Source organism: Nocardia sp. NPDC059195 (genome assembly GCF_042754695.1).
Classification (GTDB): domain Bacteria; phylum Actinomycetota; class Actinomycetes; order Mycobacteriales; family Mycobacteriaceae; genus Nocardia.
On sequence record NZ_JBHZBG010000024.1, the window covers coordinates 34,790 to 49,594 of the forward strand.

Below are 14,805 nucleotides of genomic sequence, written 5' to 3' on the forward strand. Positions count from 1 at the left end.
TGCCGGAGCCGAGTGTCAGCGAGGTGCGGGCATGAGCGCTCCCGACGTCACCGTGGACGAGTACGAAACTCGCGATCTGCCGATCCAGCCGAACACCCCCCGTCCCTCCGCTTCCGAGGAGCGGGAACCACGGGCCCGGTTCGTGCGTGACAGCGCGATCGTCGCCTACCGCAACCTGCTGACCATCCTGCGAGTGCCGACGCTGCTGGTCACCGCCACCATCCAGCCGCTGATGTTCGTGTTCCTGTTCGCCTACATCTTCGGTGCCTCGCTCGGCGGCGACCAGTACCGGGAATTCCTGCTGGCGGGCATCTTCACCCAGACCGTGGCGTTCAATGCCGCGTTCACCACCGTCGGGCTGGCCGGTGACCTGCAGAAGGGCATCATCGACCGGATGCGGACGTTGCCGATGTCGCGGCTGGCGGTCCTGATGGGGCGCACCCTCTCGGACCTTGTCGTCAATATCGTCAGTTTGGGCGTGATGTCGATCTGCGGGTACATCGTCGGGTGGCGCATCCACGGCAGCGTCGGCGACGCGGTGATCGCGTTCGCGATCATCTTGCTGTTCGCGTTCGCGATGTCGTGGGTCGGCGCGCTGACCGGTCTGGTCTCCCCGACGGTGGAAGTGGCACAGAGCGCTGGGCTGATATGGCTGTTCCCGCTGACGTTCATCTCCTCGGCGTTCATCTCCGCCGAGACGCTGCCGGGCCCGCTGCGCGCCATCGCCGAATGGAACCCGATCACCGCGGTCTCGGCAGCGGGCCGCAAGCTCTTCGAGAACGACTCACCCCCGAGCTTCGTCCCGGCGACGGGCTGGGCGGCCGAGAACTGCATCCTCTACGCGATCATCTGCTCGCTGGTCATCCTCGCCATCGCGATGCCCGCGGCACTACTGCAGTACCGCAAGGTCGCCAGTCACTGAATTCTTGGCGCGCCGAGAACGCCGAAGGCCGCCTTCCCGAATCGGGTAGGCGGCCTTCGGCGTCGTGTGTTCGAACTTCTACCCGCGGCGACGGGTCTTCAGGAGGTCGAGGCGCTCCTTGAGCAGTTCCTCGAGCTCTTCCTTGCTGCGACGTTCCAGCAGCATGTCCCAGTGGGTGCGCGGCGGCTTGACCTTCTTGGTCTCCACGGAGGTGCCCTCCATGAGCTGACCTTCTTGGCCGTTGCGGCACAACCAGGTGGGCGGGATCTCCGCGTCGTCGGCGAACGGGACGTCGAACTCCTCACCGTTGTCGGTGCGGTAGCGGGCGATCCGGCGCGGGGCCAGGTCGTGGTCGCGATCGGTCTCGTAGCTCACCGCTCCGAGCCGGCTGCCCCGGAGTACGCGATCTGCCATGTGTGCTCCTGTATTTTTTGGCGGCCGGGGCCGCGGTTTTCGGCGCTGAACTCCGCCTCTTCCCTCCCTACGGGTACTCCTTCGTCGCACCCTTCGGTCAGTCCATCGGCGGAGGCGCGCCGAAAACAGGTCTTGGTATTACTTCAACGCACGGGAAGTCTGAACTGTTCCATTGTAGTCGCAGGGCCTTCACGTCCGAGCTACCCCCGAATCAGCGCCCGACGGTAGTTCGGTACCGAGGGGGTGCCCGCTCAGCGAGACCTGAACCGGCGAATCGCTTCGCGGGCCGATAGGGTTTCCGATCATGTCGCGCAGTCGCCTGCTGTCCTGCCTGTGGTGCGGGCGGGAGATCGTGGATTCGGAGTCGGGTCGGCGTCGCCGCTATTGCCGCCAATCGTGTCGCCAACGTGCCTATGAGCACCGCAGCAGTCTCAAGGGGACCGGGATCCCCGAGGACGCGGTCGTGCTCACCGCGCAGGAGGCCGCCGATCTTGCCGATCGGTGGTTCGCGGCGCGGTGTGCGGCCGAGGATGTGGCGACGGCGGTGGGGGAGGGTGCCTCCCCGGCGGAGTTGTCGGAGTTGAGCGCGACCCTGGTGCAGTTGGCCCGGGAAGCCGAACGGCTGCGCTGAACGCGCGAAATCCCGTGTTCCCCACGGTAATCAGTGGGAACACGGGATGGGTGGGCGACAACGGCGCTAGGTCGACAATGTCTCTCTGGCGCGCAGGTACACGGCCGTGACGCCCCCTGCGACGAAGAGCGCGAGGGCCGCGGCGGCACCGGCGGTCGCGAGGTCGGGGCTGGTGATGGCCTGTCCGCGCAGGGCCTGCCACGCCACGAGCGTGAGCAAGCCGAAGTAGCCGAGGACGGCAACCACGAGCAGGGCGGCGCGGGTCTTTTCGGTGCGCAACCAGGGGTAACGGGGCGCGAGGGCGACCAAGACGACGGCGAGCAGCAGCAGGACCTGGATGCCGTGCAGGCCGACGAAGTGCGGGATGCGCAGGTCGCCGCCGATGGTGCTCCAGTGGGTGATCGGCATACCCGCGGCACTGTCACGTGCGGTATCGCCGGGCCGCACCGTGTGCCCGGCGACCAGCCCCACCACGGTGCCGTCCGCTTGGCGGACGAGCTGCGGCCCGGTGAACCCCATCAGGTACCCGAGCGCCATCCCGGTCACCGCCAGCCACAGCCCGGCCTTCAACGCGATCCGGGTCGGCCGATCGGCGAGTTTCTGCCAGGAAATGATCACCGCCAGGACAAGATTCGCGAGGAACAACCCGGGCACACCGGAGGCGAACACTTGCTGTCCGATCTCGTTGACCGGGTCGGTGGAGTCGTTGAAATGGCTGAACGTCCCGCGCGCCGCCTGCATCGCGATGAACCCCACATCGGCGACCCCGGTGATCGCGAAGACGGTGCCCAGCCACCAGGTGGCCCGCCGCCCGCGATGCGGCAACCGCAGAATCCAGGCCAGGGTCACGCCGTAGAGGGCGAAGGCGAGGCCGAACTTGGCCGGCTTGAGCCACACCGACTCGCCGACCAACAGCCGGTCGTCCACCACCATCCCGACGATCGACACCACGACCAGCGCGGCCATGAGCGCGGAATTCACCAGCAGCGGGCCGTGCCAGGGAGCACGGTCGGTGCCATCGCGCGCAGTGCGGAAACCGATGCGGGACAGAGTCTGGGTGAGGTCGATCGTCGCCATGAATCGAAGGTAGAAATCCGGTGCGCCACACCACGTCCCGCTGCGGAACGGTTCGATTCCGATACCCGGGTACGGGTCGGCCTACCCCAGTTCTAGGGGTTGTCTCAGATTCCCATGCGCCAGATGGCGGCATCGACCGCGCGGGGCGATACGAGCGCGAGGGCCTGCAGGACACGGGTGTAGGTCGGGTACAGCTCGACCGGGCGGGTCCGGATCGCGGTGGTGATCCAGTCGGCGGCCTCCTCGGCCGACAGTGCCGCCGCGTCGGCGTATTTGCCGGTGGGCGCGATCATCTCCGTGCGCACCAGCGGGTAGCCGATCGTGGTGACGTGCACGCCGCGGCGCCTTGTCTCCGCGCCGAGACTGCGTCCGAACGCGCCGAGCGCCGCCTTCGACGCGTGATAGGCGGTGAACAGCGGCATCGACCCGGCGGCCACACCCCACGTCGCGACATTGACGATGTGCCCGGCGCCCGCGTCGAGCATCGACGGCAGCAGCCCCATCGTGAGCCGCGTCGCCCCGAAGTAGTTCAGTGCCATGGTGCGCTCGTAATCGTGGAACCGGTCGGTGGTGTCGGCGGCCCCGCGGCGGATCGAACGGCCCGCGTTGTTCACCAGCACGTCGACGGTCCCGAACTGCTCGAGCAGAGCTTTGGCCAGTGCGTCGTTCTGCTCGGCGTCGGCGAGGTCGCAGGTGATCATCTCGGCGTCGCCGCCTTCGGCGCGGACCGCATCGCGCACCTCGGCGAGCGGTTCGGCATTCCTGGCGACGAGAACCACCCGCGCGCCCTCCCGGCCGAGAGCGTGCGCCGCGGCTTTGCCGACGCCCGACGAGGCTCCCGTGAGCACCACAGTCTTCCCGGCGATCTCCTGCCGCTCAGCACGGACCAATCGGGCGATCATGCCGGGGAGCGCGGGCGGGTTGAGCAGCACCGATTGTGCGACTTCGGCGAACACGGGGTCTCCTGTCGTGTCGAGCGGCGGGTCAATTTACTGAATAGTAAATTACAAAGTGGGCAATTGGGTGTCAACCGGCGCTGGGTCGAATGGTTGGATAAATGGGTGAGCACAGCCGGTACCAAGGGCGTCCCGCGCCCCGAGCGCGAACAGCAGATCCTCGACGCCGCCGTCGCCGAGATCGGCCGCGTGGGTTACGCGGGGCTGTCCCTCGCCGACGTCGCCCAGCGCGCGGGGGTGTCCAAGCCGCTGGTCTACACCTACTTCCAGTCCAAGGACGGGCTCTACATCGCCTGTGTGGACCGGGCGGCGGCTGTCCTGTTCGACGCGATCGAATCAGCCATCGCCGGAGCGGGTGGTCTCACCAAGGCCGAACGCACCCTCGACGCGATCTTCGTCGCGCTGGAACCGCGCCCGCACGACTGGACCGTGCTCTTCGACCGCTCCCACCCCGATGACGGACCCGCCGCCGACGCCGTCCGCGCCGCACGCCGCCGGATCGCCGCCCAAGCCGCCCGCGGTGTCGCCGACGCCATCGGTGCCGTCGACCTCACCGACCCCACCGACCTGTCCGCGCTGACCGACGTCTGGATGGGCGCGGTGACCTCGCTGGTCCTGTGGTGGTTACGCCACCCCGACCAGACGGCCACCCAGATGACCGCCCGCAGCCACCGCCTGATCGACGCCCTCCTAGCGTCCCCACGGTGACCGCGCACCGCACCCCGGCTGTAGCCGGAGTGCGGATTCGCTTGTCCAACAGTTGTTTACGAAGCGAACTCGGTGGCCGAACCGACCGGCGGGAGCAATTCCGCGAGTAGGGGGGCCCACTCGTATCGGCGTTCGGGGAAGCAGCGCTCGAGCAGGTCCCGCATGATCGACGGTGCGATGGAGGCGCCGGGGGAGGCACCGAGCAGACCGGCGATGCTGCCGTCCGCGCCGGTGACCAGTTCGGTGCCGAATTCGAGGACTCCGCCGCGCCGGCGATCGGGTTTCACCAGTTGGGCGCGTTGCCCGGCGTTGACCAAGGTCCAATCGGCGGGGTCGGCGGTCGGGTAGAAGCGTTGGAGTTGCGCGAACTTGCGCCGGGGTGAGGCCAGTAGTTCGGTCACGAGGTAACGGACCAGATCGAAATTCCGCAGGCCGACCGCGACCAGCGGGACGATATTGTGCGGGCGCAGGGTGGTGAACAGGTCGGTGAGTTTGCCGTGGCGCAGCAGGCGGGTGCTGAACGTGGCGTAGGGGCCGAACAGCAATGCGCCCGCGCCGTCGACCTCGCGACGATCCAGGTGCGGCACCGACATCGGCGGTGCGCCCAGCGCCGCCTGGCTGTAGACCTTGGCGTGGTGCTCGGCGACGACCTCGGGATTGTCGGTCCGCAGGAACTGCGCACCCAGCGGGAACACCCCGTACCCCCGCACTTCGGGCAGACCTGCCCGCTGCAACAGCCGCAACGCGTATCCGCCCGCGCCGACGAACACGAACCGGGCCCGCACCTGGAACCGCCGTCCACTGTCGAGATCGCGCCCGCGCACGGTCCACAGCCCGTCTTTGCCTCGGGTGAGTCCGGTGATCTCGCGATGCATCCGGACCGCATTGCCCGCCGAACGCATCGTCGACAACAACGACCTGGTCAGCGCCCTGAAGTCGACATCGGTGCCCGCGACGTGCCGGGTGGCCGCCATCGCGTCGCCGTCGGCGCGGCCGCGCACGAGCAGCGGCGCCCAGTCGGCGATCACCGCACGGTCCTCGGTGTATTCCATCTCCGCGAACGCCGGCAGTTCCCGCAGCGTCGCGTACCGCTGCCGCAAGTAGGCGATATCGCGCTCGCCGAATACGGCCGTGACGTGCGGTGTCGGGGTAAGAAACGTGGCGGGCTCCAGCTCGCCGCGGTGCGCCAGTGCGGACCAGAACCGGCGCGAGAGCGCGAACTGGTCGGCGATCCCGGCCGCCTTGGCGCCATCGCTCGCGTCGGGCATGTAGTTGAGCTCGCACAGCCCCGAGTGCCCCGTGCCCGCGTTGTTCCACGGATGACTGCTCTCGGCCGCCGGTTCGCCGAGGCGCTCGAACAGTGCGATCGACCAGTCCGGCGCGAGAGTGCTCAGCAGCGCCCCGAGCGTGGCCGACATAATGCCGCCACCGATCAGCACCGCGTCGAGAATGTCGTCGCCACTGCCGGATTCGAGCGGTGTGGGTGTGGTGTCGTTCATGGTCGAACCTCCCGTGAGCTGTGTACCGCTATCGTCACGCCGGGAGTAGTGATCCGTCCAACACGGAATCGCCAAATATATGATCCGAATATGGATGATTCAACGGAGTTGGGCGCGCATACGCTGGCTCCGCTGCTGTCTGCCTTCGACGCGGCGGCCGAAGAAGGTCACTTCACCCGGGCCGCCCAGCGGCTCGGGGTGCCGCAGTCTTCGCTCAGCCGCCGCATCAAAACAATCGAGCAGCTACTCGGCGTGACCTTGTTCCAGCCGGTCGGGCGCGGGGTCGCCCTCACCCCGGCTGGCCGCGACCTCTATGAACGAACACGTGGACTGGTGCGCGCACTCGACGACGCGGTGCACCGGGTGCGTGCCGACGCCGACCCTGACAGCGGGCTGGTGCGGTTCGGGTTCCCGCTCACGCTGGGCCCGATCAGTATTCCCTCGCTGCTCGCGCAGTTCCACACCCGCGCGCCGCGGATCCGGCTGCACCTGGTCCAGGCACACGGCGAGGCATTGGCCGAGCAGGTGCGCGACGGCAGGCTCGACCTCGCGGTGATGATCCCGCCGCCCGCCGACCTGCCGACCGTCGACCTCGGACGTCAGCGCATCGACCTGCACGTCTCACGCACGCATCCACTGGCCCGGCGCACCCACATCGACCTCGCCGAACTGGCCGACGAGACGTTCATCGCGAACCCGCCCAGCTATCAGCTGCGCACTCTGCTCGACACCTGGTGTGCCGCAGCGGGTTTCACACCGCGAGTGGTGTTCGAGATCACCGAGTTCGAAACCCTGCGCGCACTGGTCGCGCTCGGGCAGGGGGTCGCGCTGCTGCCCGCCGCCGAGGTCGCCAATCCCGACCTGGCGGTGATACCCATCGATGGCGAACGCGACCGCGAGGTCGGTCTGGTCTCGGGAGACCATAACTCGACGCTCGCGGTCGCGCGGCTTCGGGAATTTCTGATCGCGCGCCGGGCGGCGATCAGTGGATGAGCGAGGGATCAGTCCTGGGCGACGCCGGCATCGATGCCACGCGCGGCGAGCCACGGGTGGGGATCGATCGGGGCGCCGTAGAGCGAGCCGTCCGGCACATGCACCTCGTAGTGCAGGTGGGGGCCGGTGGAGTTGCCACGGTTACCGACGGTGGCGATGGTCTCACCGGCACTGACGTGCTGACCGACCTGAACCAGGATGTCGTTCACGTGGCCGAACACGCCGATGGTGCCGTCATCCTGCTGGACGCGGACCCACAGGCCGAAGCCCGAAGCCGGACCGGCCTCGATCACGGTACCGTCGGTGACGGCGAAGATCGGTGCGCCGATCGGGTCACCGAAGTCGATGCCGTTGTGCGCGGTGCCCCAGCGGGCGCCGTAGTAGGAGGTCAGCCTGCCGGTGACCGGGCGAACGGTCTGCGGGCGCGGGGGCGGCGGGGGAGCGAGGACCGGCAGCGGCGGCAATTCCAGGCCGACCGCTTCGCGGTGCTCCTCCCACGCGATCGGGGCGGACGCGGGGGTCTCGCCCTGCGGGCCCTGGGCCTCGGCGGGGGTGTACGCGGTGAAGCGGTACGGCGACTGGCCGGTGTTGATGGCCTCGGTGGCATCCGCGGCGATCGTGGTAGTGGGGACAGGGCTCTCGGGCTCACTGAAAGTGGCGACGGAGGTACCCACGAGTGCGGACAGGGCCACCGCACCCGCGACCACGCCTCCCCAACGACCTGCGAAGGCGTCGGAGACTCGAGCAGATAACGGGTTGGTCACGAACATGTTTATGAACGTAGCTAAACCGTAACCTTCGCGGCCAATCCTGTGGTCGCGATCACGAAGCGCTATAACCCCAGTTGATCTATAACAATACCCTAACGAATAGCCAACATCCTTGGACTCACCGGGTGAAATTCCCCTGCTCAAGATCGTTGCCGAAACTCCGCATCCCGGGGACACTGATTCAGTGGCCGCTAACGGAGTCCGTGCCATCACGGCGTTATCCGATCCCACCCGGCGCGCGATCTTCGAATCGTTGCCGCAGGGTCCCCGCTCGGTGGCCGACCTCGCCGCCGCCACCGGAATCACCAGCTCAGCCGCGTCTCAGCACCTGCGTGTCCTGCGTGAGGCCCACCTCGTCCGCATGCGCCGCGACGGCAACCGGCACCTCTACTCGCTTGACCCCCGCGGCCTCAACGACGCCCGTGACTATCTCGACAAGTACTGGCCCAGCGCGCTGGCGGCCCATGCCGCCGCGCTACGGGACGCGGCCGATGCCGACCCGGCTCAGCCCACGCGGCGGTAGCGCGACCTGCCGGATTCGGCCCATGCCTGCTTGGCCAGTTGCATATCGACCGCTGAGATCACCTCGGGCACCCCGATCCGCAGCAAGCCGGGGTCGGGCGACAAGCCGTCCGGATCGCCGACCTGTCCGGCCCACAGCACGGCATGCCTGCCGAGCAGGTGTGCGGGCGGGCCGCCCCGGCGCGGCGGCGTCGGACCGAACAGCAGGACCGTGCGGGTGCCGAACGCCGTCGCCAGATGTGCGACACCGGTATCGCCGCTGATCACGAGGGCGGCCTCGGCCACCGTCGCCGCGAGATCGGTGAGGTTCTGCCGACCCGCGAGGACCCGGTCGTCGGGCAAGCCCGCCTGCGCGGCCACCTGTCGAGCGATGTCGTGCTCGAACGGGTCGCCCGTGAGCACCACGTCGCGGCCGAGCACCAGCAGGTGCCGCACCACCGCGGCGAACCGCTCCGGCGGCCACCGCCGCGCGGGCGCACCCGCGCCGATGTGGACGACGATGCAATCGCGACGGCTGATGGAGGCCACCGGTGGCACCAGCCCGAGGTTGCGTCGATCCGCGTCGATGCCCTCGCCCTCGAGCAGTCGGCACCACCGGTCGACCACATGCGCTTCGGGATCCCAGCGCGGACCGGCGAGCTTGGGCAGGGCGGGTGTGCGGTGACCGATGATCCGCGCGGCCCCGGTATCGGCCAGTGCTCGCGCGCTGGCGCCGTCGGGACCGTGCAGGTTCACCGCCAATTCGGGCGCGGGACCATCCCAGATCAAGGCGGCCGGATCGGCGGTGGCGACGAGTTCGTCGACCGAGGAGATCAGGTCGACGATCTGCTCCAGTCGATGTGGCGCCGCCAGGACGATCCGGCTCTGTGGTTCGGCCCGGCGCAGGGCACGCAGAGCCGGGACCGCGGAGAGAAGCTCACCGAGGCCCCGAGCTTGCAGCACGAGTACAACCGACACATTCTTCATCTACCCGGGACTGTCGCGGACCAAACTTTCGCGAGGGCAACGATGTGGTGGCCCGCTTCCCGGCCCACGCGGCGGGCCATGCGCGATCGCGACACGATCACAGCGCCAGCTATTTTCCGGATAACCAGAGCGACCGGGCATAACATCACGTTATGACGACAAATACCGTGCTGGGGAGCCCGTTGACGGCTCTTGCCAAGAAGACCTGGCAAACAATTCTGGTCACCGGCCTCCTCGCGGTGGTCCTCGGGATCATCGTGCTGGTGTGGCCCGGTCCGTCACTGCTCGTGGCGGGCATCCTGTTCGGCATCTACATGGTTGTCAGCGGCATCTTCCAGCTGATCGCCGCCTTCACCCATCTGCCGAGCACGAGCTTTCGCGTGTTGTCCTTCATCAGTGGTGTGCTGTCGCTGATCATCGGTGTGTTCTGCTTCCGCGACGACCTCGCCTCGATTATGTTGCTCGGCTTGTTCATCGGCATCAGCTGGCTGTTCCGTGGCGTCGCCGTCCTGTTCGCCGCCATCTCGGAGTCGGGCGTCCCCGGCCGTGGCTGGCAGATCTTCTACGGCCTCATCAGCGCGCTGGCCGGTGTCATCCTGATCGTGTGGCCGATCACGTCGCTGGCCACCCTGGTCTGGGTCGTCGGCATCTTCCTGATCATCATCGGTGTCATGGAAATCATCACCGCCTTCGGCGTCAAAAAGGACGCGCACCTGCTGGACCAGCAGGTGGGCTGAGCTCCCCACGGAAAAGTTCGTCTGAACCGGCCGGTGCCTTCGGGCACCGGCCGCTTTCGTCTGAACTAGGCTTCGAAACCATGGAATTCGTGTACAACCTGGTGGTCGTCAGCCATCTGCTCGGCATGGCCGCGGTGGTCGGTGGCTATGTCGCGTCGCGTCCGGTGGTGTCGGAGCTGATGGTGTGGGGTGCTCGCGCGCAGCTGATCACCGGCGTGATCCTGGCCGGGATGGCCTCGGGAATCGACTCGCTCGACAAGGACCCTGACACGACGAAACTGGCTGTGAAGCTGGTTGTCGCGGTGGCGGTGGCCGCGTTCGCCGAAATGGGCAGGGGTGATGCGAAGCGGGGCAAGCAGATCGACTGGATGACCGACGCCGCCGGTGGCCTCGCCATCGTGAACGTGCTGGTCGCCGTGCTGTGGACCTGACCGCCGTGCAATTTCTCGGCATCCACCACATCGCGATCATCGCCACCGATTACGTCCGCTCGAAGCGTTTCTATACCGAAACCCTCGGCGGCGCCGTGCTGGCCGAGAACTACCGGGCCGACCGCGATTCGTGGAAGCTCGACATCGAGTTACCCGGCGGGGTTCGCGTCGAACTGTTCTCGTTCCCCGACCCGCCCGCACGTCCGAGCAGGCCGGAAGCGGCGGGCTTGCGGCACCTGGCGTTGGCGGTCACGAGTGTGCCCGCTGCCCTGCGCGAGCTGCGGGCACGCGGCGTCCGGACCGAAGAACTGCGCACCGATGAACACACCGGCAAGCAGATGGCCTTCTTCTTCGATCCGGACGACCTGCCGCTCGAGCTGTACGAGGCGTGATCAGTCCGTCGCGCGGGCCCGCCGGGCCAATTCGACCGTCGCCGCGCGCAATTCGCTGATCTCCGACAGCGGCGCGGCGTAGCCGACCCTGGTACGCGCCACACCGCGGGGGGATTCCACGCGCAAGTCGAGGCCGTAGCGGTCGGCGCGCTCGCAGGTGGCGGCGATGGCGTCGGGAAAGCCGCCGAGCTGCTGGGCCATCGCCAGCAAGGCTTCGGCATGGTCGGCGTTGAGGTGCGCGATGCCGGGCCCGGCGTGCGCAACGATCGGATCCGGCTGTGCGGCAAGGTAATCGGCGGCCGAGGCCGAATCCATCCGCCCGTACCCGCCGACCCAGCGCACCCGTTCGATCCGCAGCACCCAGAGCGTGAAGTCGCTGTAGTCGATGTAGTACTTGGCCGCCGGGATCGCCGTCAGGTGGGCCGCACGGGCCGCTTCGGCTTCGGCGCCGGTGGGCCGTTCCACGAAACCCGCGAGGGTGATCCGGGTGCCTGCCAGCGGGTCGGCCGGGATGTCGGGCGTGACGATCGCGATGCTGGCGCGGGGATCGGCGGCCAGGTTGCGGCCGTGTTCGGCCAGACGTGACACGCTCAGCACCGGAGCGCCGTCGAGCAATCCGTAGGTGATGAACGACGCCCATGGTGCGCCGTCGGCGGTGAGGCTCGCCAGGGTGCCGGTATTGGTGCCCGCCGCGATCGTTCTGGCTTCTTCGGCCGGCGAGGGGCGGGCCTCGTTGGCCAGGGGAGCGGTCGGCAGCGGAATGGCAGGTGCGTCGCCCGGGTCGCCGTGGTCGAGAGTCATGGCCACAGCGTATCCACCTGACGCGGGCGGCGGGGCATGCTCGTCAACCAACTGCGCAGTGCCTCGTAGACAGCATCGTGATTGAGCAGGCTGAAGTGGTTCGCCGCGGGGATGTGCAGGCCGTTGACCGCGTCGAAATCGAGGCGCCTGGTCCGGCCGCGCCCCGACCCGCTTCCGCTGAGAACCATGCCGTCGCCGATGATCACGCCGAGCGGATGCTTCGGGCTGTGAGTGATGGTCGTGGTGACGAAGTAGTGCTCGGCGCCGGGGAGCAGCGGCACTTCCTTGACCGCTCGCGCGCGCAGGGTGTCCACGTGGAGGTCGCGCCAGTCCTCGTCGACCAGCGAACCCTGCCGCAGGTCCCGGATGCCCGCGCTGCGCCTACGCAACAGTGTGCTCAGCGGCCGGGTCTCGGGCAGGAGATCGAGTGCGGCCGACGTGTAGTGCACGAACTGTTCGAGTGGCGCACCGTGGTGCGGTGAACCGAGGCACACCACCTGTCGCACCGATCGCACCCACTTCTGGCCCGACTCCTCGGCTTGATGGCAGGCGCTGCGCATGACCAGTCCGCCCATCGAGTGCCCGATCAGGCAGATCTCGTGCACCGGCATCGGCCAGCTGTCGACCAGGCGTGACAGCAGAGCGCTGAGCTGGGCGGCGTTCTCGGAGATGTGCAGGCCGGAATTGAAGCGAACGAAGACCGGGGTGTAACCGAGGTCGTCTTCCAGGCGCTCGCCGTAGGTGGGGCGGTTACCGAGGCGCCAGGCGTGTTCGGTCTCCACGAGTCCGTGCAGGAGCACGACGAGCCGCGTCGTCGGCACCGGGACATGGGCGGCGAACTGTTCGGGCGGAACCGGGACACCGTCGACACGAAAGGTCATGGGGGAGGCGAGGATCGGCTTCTCGTCCGCCAATGTGTCACCGATCAGCCCTTGGATCGCGGCCAGCACGCCGGCACCCCACACGGTGCGCGACGGTGCGGTGAGGCCGGGCAGCTGGATCGCGCTCGCGACCTCGCCGACCACGAAGCCGGTGCCGCTGACGGCCGCGTACACGCCATCGGTGATGGCGTCGTGCACGATCTTCACCGGAGCCGCCGCGGGCCCCACGCCTAACCGCACCGCCGCGAACACCCGATCGGAGATGGCGCGGTGGATGGCCGCGATCCCGTCGACCGCGCCGACGAACTCGTCACCGGCGAGGCGTGTGAGCGCCTGTACTTCGGCCTGGGATTGGGGGAGCTGCTCCGTCACAGGCCGAGAGTACAACTGTGCACTGAAAGGCGTTGGGTTCGGGGCAGCTTCGAGACCTGCGACGATGCCCGGCATTCGGGGCTGGGGCAGGTCACAATGAACATCGTGATACTTCGATATGCGCATCAACTTATGTGGCAACAGCAGTATGACTGGAAGGACCGGCTGCGCCGGCCGGCTCGGGACGGCGGGGAGCCCCGCCGTCCCGGCGATCACGGCCGGTGCATGATCGCGTACCAGAGCGCGCCCATCGTGCCGAGCACGAACAGGGGAGAGATGACCCAGGTCTCGACCCGATTCCCGGTCCGCTCGATCAGCGGCACCCGGGTGCGCAACGGAAACGGCCACAGCAATCGGCAGCCCCGATCCGTCAGGCAGTCACCGAGCAGGTGTGCCAGACATCCGAGACCCACGCAGATCGGGAGCCACACCGGCCGGTCGACGATCCAGTGGTCGACAGCGAAGGTCCCCGCCGTCGCCAGCACGATCACCGTCCCGTAGGTCCGAACGCTCTTGCCCGGCGGGCACAGGTGCAGCGAACGCACCGCCAGCGCGAGGAGGAAGAACACCAGGCCCAGCGTGAACGGCCTACCGAGATAGTGCTCGCCCGCCCAGGTCGCCGCGACCGCGGCAACGACGAACAGCAGCGAATGCGTGCCGTGGCGATGTCCGCCCGACACCCAGGAGATCAACCGGCACAGGTGATGTGACACCGGGCCGAGCACGTGCGAGATGGTGCCGTTGGGATGATCCGCGTCCGGCAGCAGCGCGGCACCCGCGGTGAGCAGCGTGCCCATGATGAGTTCGGCGATGCCGAATTTCGTTGTGTCGCTGTCGAACAGCGGGAAAGCGGCGACTGTGAGCGGTAGCGCGGCGGCAGTACCGGCCCAGGCCAGCGCCCCGCTCGTCGCATGTGAATGTCCTAGCACCCCGCAACGTTAGAGTACGTCACGACTTCGGCGCATATGCCGTGGACAGCGCTGGAATGCGGGGCGCACCTACATCGTTGGGGCAGGGGAGCAACCTGACGAGAGGACCATGATGAACGCTTTCAACGACCAGGTGATCGCCGAGTACCGCGACAACACCAGTCGCGAGATTCCCGTCTTCGCGGTGTACCGAACGAGTTAGGCGTGCCTCCGCATGCGCGCCGGCCATGCGCAGCTGAGGAACGCCGCGCGTCTGCGTCGATTAGTCGCGCGCTCGAGCGGAATGGTTGCCGGGGTGGGTGAGCTGCTGGTTCTATCGGCCGGGTGACCGAAACCATCGACGTGCCACGCATCGTCCACGCCTCCAGAGAGATCGCGGCGAGCCCCGCCGCGATCTTCGACCTGATCGCCGATCCCGAGCAGCAGCCGCGCTGGGACGGCAACGACAACCTCGCGCAGGCGAGCGCGGGCCAGCGGGTCCGCGCGGTCGGTGACGTGTTCACCACCACGCTCACCAACGGTGCCGACCGCGACAACCACATCGTCGAGTTCGAGGAGGGCCGCCGCATCGCGTGGAATCCGTCCGAGCGCGACAAGACCCCGCCCGGACACCTGTGGCGCTGGGAACTCGAGCCGATCGACGAGACCCACACCCGGGTGACCCACACCTACGACTGGACCGCACTGCACGACGAGCTGCGTCAGGTACGGGCCAAGGCCACCACAGCCGACAAGCTGCAGGCGTCGGTGGACCGGCTGGCCGAGCTAGCCGAGTCCTGACCAACAGCGAAACACCCTGCGCCG

At 68.0% G+C, this 14,805-nt stretch carries 18 protein-coding genes; 9 read left to right on the forward strand and 9 right to left on the reverse strand.

What is annotated here, in order from left to right; all coding sequences use genetic code 11:
• The first annotated feature begins 31 nt into the window (after window positions 1-31).
• Entirely contained in the window at window positions 32-922 is an 891-nt protein-coding gene (locus ACFXKN_RS25350; RefSeq protein WP_378951825.1) for an ABC transporter permease, read from the forward strand.
• A 78-nt stretch (window positions 923-1,000) separates the two neighbouring features.
• On the opposite strand, the gene ACFXKN_RS25355 is transcribed toward ACFXKN_RS25350, so the two are convergent.
• Complete coding sequence (locus ACFXKN_RS25355) at window positions 1,001-1,336, reverse strand: RNA polymerase-binding protein RbpA (protein WP_067453486.1); 336 nt, start codon at window positions 1,334-1,336, stop codon at window positions 1,001-1,003.
• Window positions 1,337-1,640: 304 nt separating this feature from the next.
• On the opposite strand from ACFXKN_RS25355, the gene ACFXKN_RS25360 reads away from it, so the two are divergent.
• The gene (locus tag ACFXKN_RS25360) at window positions 1,641-1,967 is read left to right on the forward strand and encodes a hypothetical protein (RefSeq protein ID WP_378951822.1); all 327 of its coding nucleotides are present in this window, start codon (window positions 1,641-1,643) and stop codon (window positions 1,965-1,967) included.
• Window positions 1,968-2,033: 66 nt separating this feature from the next.
• Here ACFXKN_RS25360 and ACFXKN_RS25365 read toward each other — a convergent pair whose 3' ends face one another.
• A complete protein-coding gene (locus tag ACFXKN_RS25365) occupies window positions 2,034-3,044 on the reverse strand; it encodes a hypothetical protein (protein ID WP_379433985.1) in 1,011 nt (336 codons plus the stop codon).
• Between the two features lie 104 nt (window positions 3,045-3,148).
• Window positions 3,149-4,000, reverse strand: a complete 852-nt coding sequence (locus ACFXKN_RS25370) for an SDR family oxidoreductase (RefSeq protein ID WP_378951815.1) — start codon at window positions 3,998-4,000, stop codon at window positions 3,149-3,151.
• A gap of 105 nt (window positions 4,001-4,105) precedes the next feature.
• On the opposite strand from ACFXKN_RS25370, the gene ACFXKN_RS25375 reads away from it, so the two are divergent.
• Window positions 4,106-4,708 carry a TetR/AcrR family transcriptional regulator gene (locus tag ACFXKN_RS25375; RefSeq protein WP_378951812.1) on the forward strand — a complete coding sequence of 201 codons (603 nt, stop codon included), beginning with the start codon at window positions 4,106-4,108 and terminating at the stop codon, window positions 4,706-4,708.
• A gap of 56 nt (window positions 4,709-4,764) precedes the next feature.
• Here the strand turns inward: ACFXKN_RS25375 and mqo are convergent, their stop codons facing one another.
• A complete protein-coding gene (gene mqo / locus ACFXKN_RS25380) occupies window positions 4,765-6,207 on the reverse strand; it encodes a malate dehydrogenase (quinone) (RefSeq protein ID WP_378951809.1) in 1,443 nt (480 codons plus the stop codon).
• A gap of 90 nt (window positions 6,208-6,297) precedes the next feature.
• Between mqo and ACFXKN_RS25385 the strand changes: the two genes are divergently transcribed.
• On the forward strand, window positions 6,298-7,200 hold the full coding sequence (locus tag ACFXKN_RS25385; protein WP_378951806.1) for a LysR family transcriptional regulator: 903 nt from the start codon (window positions 6,298-6,300) through the stop codon (window positions 7,198-7,200).
• 8 nt (window positions 7,201-7,208) lie between these two features.
• On the opposite strand, the gene ACFXKN_RS25390 is transcribed toward ACFXKN_RS25385, so the two are convergent.
• A complete protein-coding gene (locus ACFXKN_RS25390) occupies window positions 7,209-7,970 on the reverse strand; it encodes a M23 family metallopeptidase (protein ID WP_378951803.1) in 762 nt (253 codons plus the stop codon).
• Between the two features lie 184 nt (window positions 7,971-8,154).
• Here ACFXKN_RS25390 and ACFXKN_RS25395 point away from each other — a divergent pair, with 184 nt between their 5' ends.
• Entirely contained in the window at window positions 8,155-8,493 is a 339-nt protein-coding gene (locus ACFXKN_RS25395; RefSeq protein ID WP_378951800.1) for an ArsR/SmtB family transcription factor, read from the forward strand.
• Here the strand turns inward: ACFXKN_RS25395 and ACFXKN_RS25400 are convergent.
• Window positions 8,475-9,449, reverse strand: a complete 975-nt coding sequence (locus tag ACFXKN_RS25400; RefSeq protein ID WP_378952045.1) for a glycosyltransferase family 9 protein — start codon at window positions 9,447-9,449, stop codon at window positions 8,475-8,477. The two genes, ACFXKN_RS25395 and ACFXKN_RS25400, sit on opposite strands and share 19 nt — an antisense overlap.
• A 161-nt stretch (window positions 9,450-9,610) precedes the next feature.
• Between ACFXKN_RS25400 and ACFXKN_RS25405 the strand changes: the two genes are divergently transcribed.
• The 3 genes from ACFXKN_RS25405 (at window position 9,611) to ACFXKN_RS25415 (ending at window position 11,018) form a co-directional block, all read left to right on the forward strand.
• A complete protein-coding gene (locus ACFXKN_RS25405) occupies window positions 9,611-10,195 on the forward strand; it encodes an HdeD family acid-resistance protein (RefSeq protein WP_378951797.1) in 585 nt (194 codons plus the stop codon).
• An 80-nt stretch (window positions 10,196-10,275) separates the two neighbouring features.
• Window positions 10,276-10,626 (forward strand): hypothetical protein, encoded by a 351-nt coding sequence (locus ACFXKN_RS25410; protein WP_378951794.1) that lies wholly within the window; start codon window positions 10,276-10,278, stop codon window positions 10,624-10,626.
• Entirely contained in the window at window positions 10,617-11,018 is a 402-nt protein-coding gene (locus ACFXKN_RS25415) for a VOC family protein (protein ID WP_378951791.1), read from the forward strand. Before ACFXKN_RS25410 ends, ACFXKN_RS25415 begins: the two co-directional genes overlap by 10 nt.
• Here the strand turns inward: ACFXKN_RS25415 and ACFXKN_RS25420 are convergent, their stop codons facing one another.
• From ACFXKN_RS25420 to ACFXKN_RS25430, 3 genes are all read right to left on the reverse strand, one after another.
• On the reverse strand, window positions 11,019-11,819 hold the full coding sequence (locus ACFXKN_RS25420) for a HugZ family protein (protein ID WP_378951788.1): 801 nt from the start codon (window positions 11,817-11,819) through the stop codon (window positions 11,019-11,021). It lies immediately after the preceding gene.
• The gene (locus ACFXKN_RS25425; protein ID WP_378951785.1) at window positions 11,816-13,072 is read right to left on the reverse strand and encodes an esterase/lipase family protein; all 1,257 of its coding nucleotides are present in this window, start codon (window positions 13,070-13,072) and stop codon (window positions 11,816-11,818) included. Before ACFXKN_RS25425 ends, ACFXKN_RS25420 begins: the two co-directional genes overlap by 4 nt.
• Before the next feature lie 212 nt (window positions 13,073-13,284).
• Window positions 13,285-14,001 (reverse strand): metal-dependent hydrolase, encoded by a 717-nt coding sequence (locus ACFXKN_RS25430; protein ID WP_378951782.1) that lies wholly within the window; start codon window positions 13,999-14,001, stop codon window positions 13,285-13,287.
• 324 nt (window positions 14,002-14,325) lie between these two features.
• Between ACFXKN_RS25430 and ACFXKN_RS25435 the strand changes: the two genes are divergently transcribed.
• Window positions 14,326-14,781, forward strand: coding sequence for an SRPBCC family protein (locus tag ACFXKN_RS25435; protein WP_378951779.1), 456 nt, complete (start codon window positions 14,326-14,328; stop codon window positions 14,779-14,781).
• The last annotated feature ends 24 nt before the right edge of the window (window positions 14,782-14,805 follow it).

Coding starts and splice junctions, on each gene's coding strand:
- ACFXKN_RS25350 (WP_378951825.1), top strand. CDS start 32: ATGAGCGCTCCCGACGTCACCGTGGACGAGTACGAAACTCGCGATCTG.
- ACFXKN_RS25355 (WP_067453486.1), bottom strand. CDS start 1,336: ATGGCAGATCGCGTACTCCGGGGCAGCCGGCTCGGAGCGGTGAGCTAC.
- ACFXKN_RS25360 (WP_378951822.1), top strand. CDS start 1,641: ATGTCGCGCAGTCGCCTGCTGTCCTGCCTGTGGTGCGGGCGGGAGATC.
- ACFXKN_RS25365 (WP_379433985.1), bottom strand. CDS start 3,044: ATGGCGACGATCGACCTCACCCAGACTCTGTCCCGCATCGGTTTCCGC.
- mqo (WP_378951809.1), bottom strand. CDS start 6,207: ATGAACGACACCACACCCACACCGCTCGAATCCGGCAGTGGCGACGAC.
- ACFXKN_RS25385 (WP_378951806.1), top strand. CDS start 6,298: ATGGATGATTCAACGGAGTTGGGCGCGCATACGCTGGCTCCGCTGCTG.
- ACFXKN_RS25390 (WP_378951803.1), bottom strand. CDS start 7,970: ATGTTCGTGACCAACCCGTTATCTGCTCGAGTCTCCGACGCCTTCGCA.
- ACFXKN_RS25405 (WP_378951797.1), top strand. CDS start 9,611: ATGACGACAAATACCGTGCTGGGGAGCCCGTTGACGGCTCTTGCCAAG.
- ACFXKN_RS25410 (WP_378951794.1), top strand. CDS start 10,276: ATGGAATTCGTGTACAACCTGGTGGTCGTCAGCCATCTGCTCGGCATG.
- ACFXKN_RS25420 (WP_378951788.1), bottom strand. CDS start 11,819: ATGACTCTCGACCACGGCGACCCGGGCGACGCACCTGCCATTCCGCTG.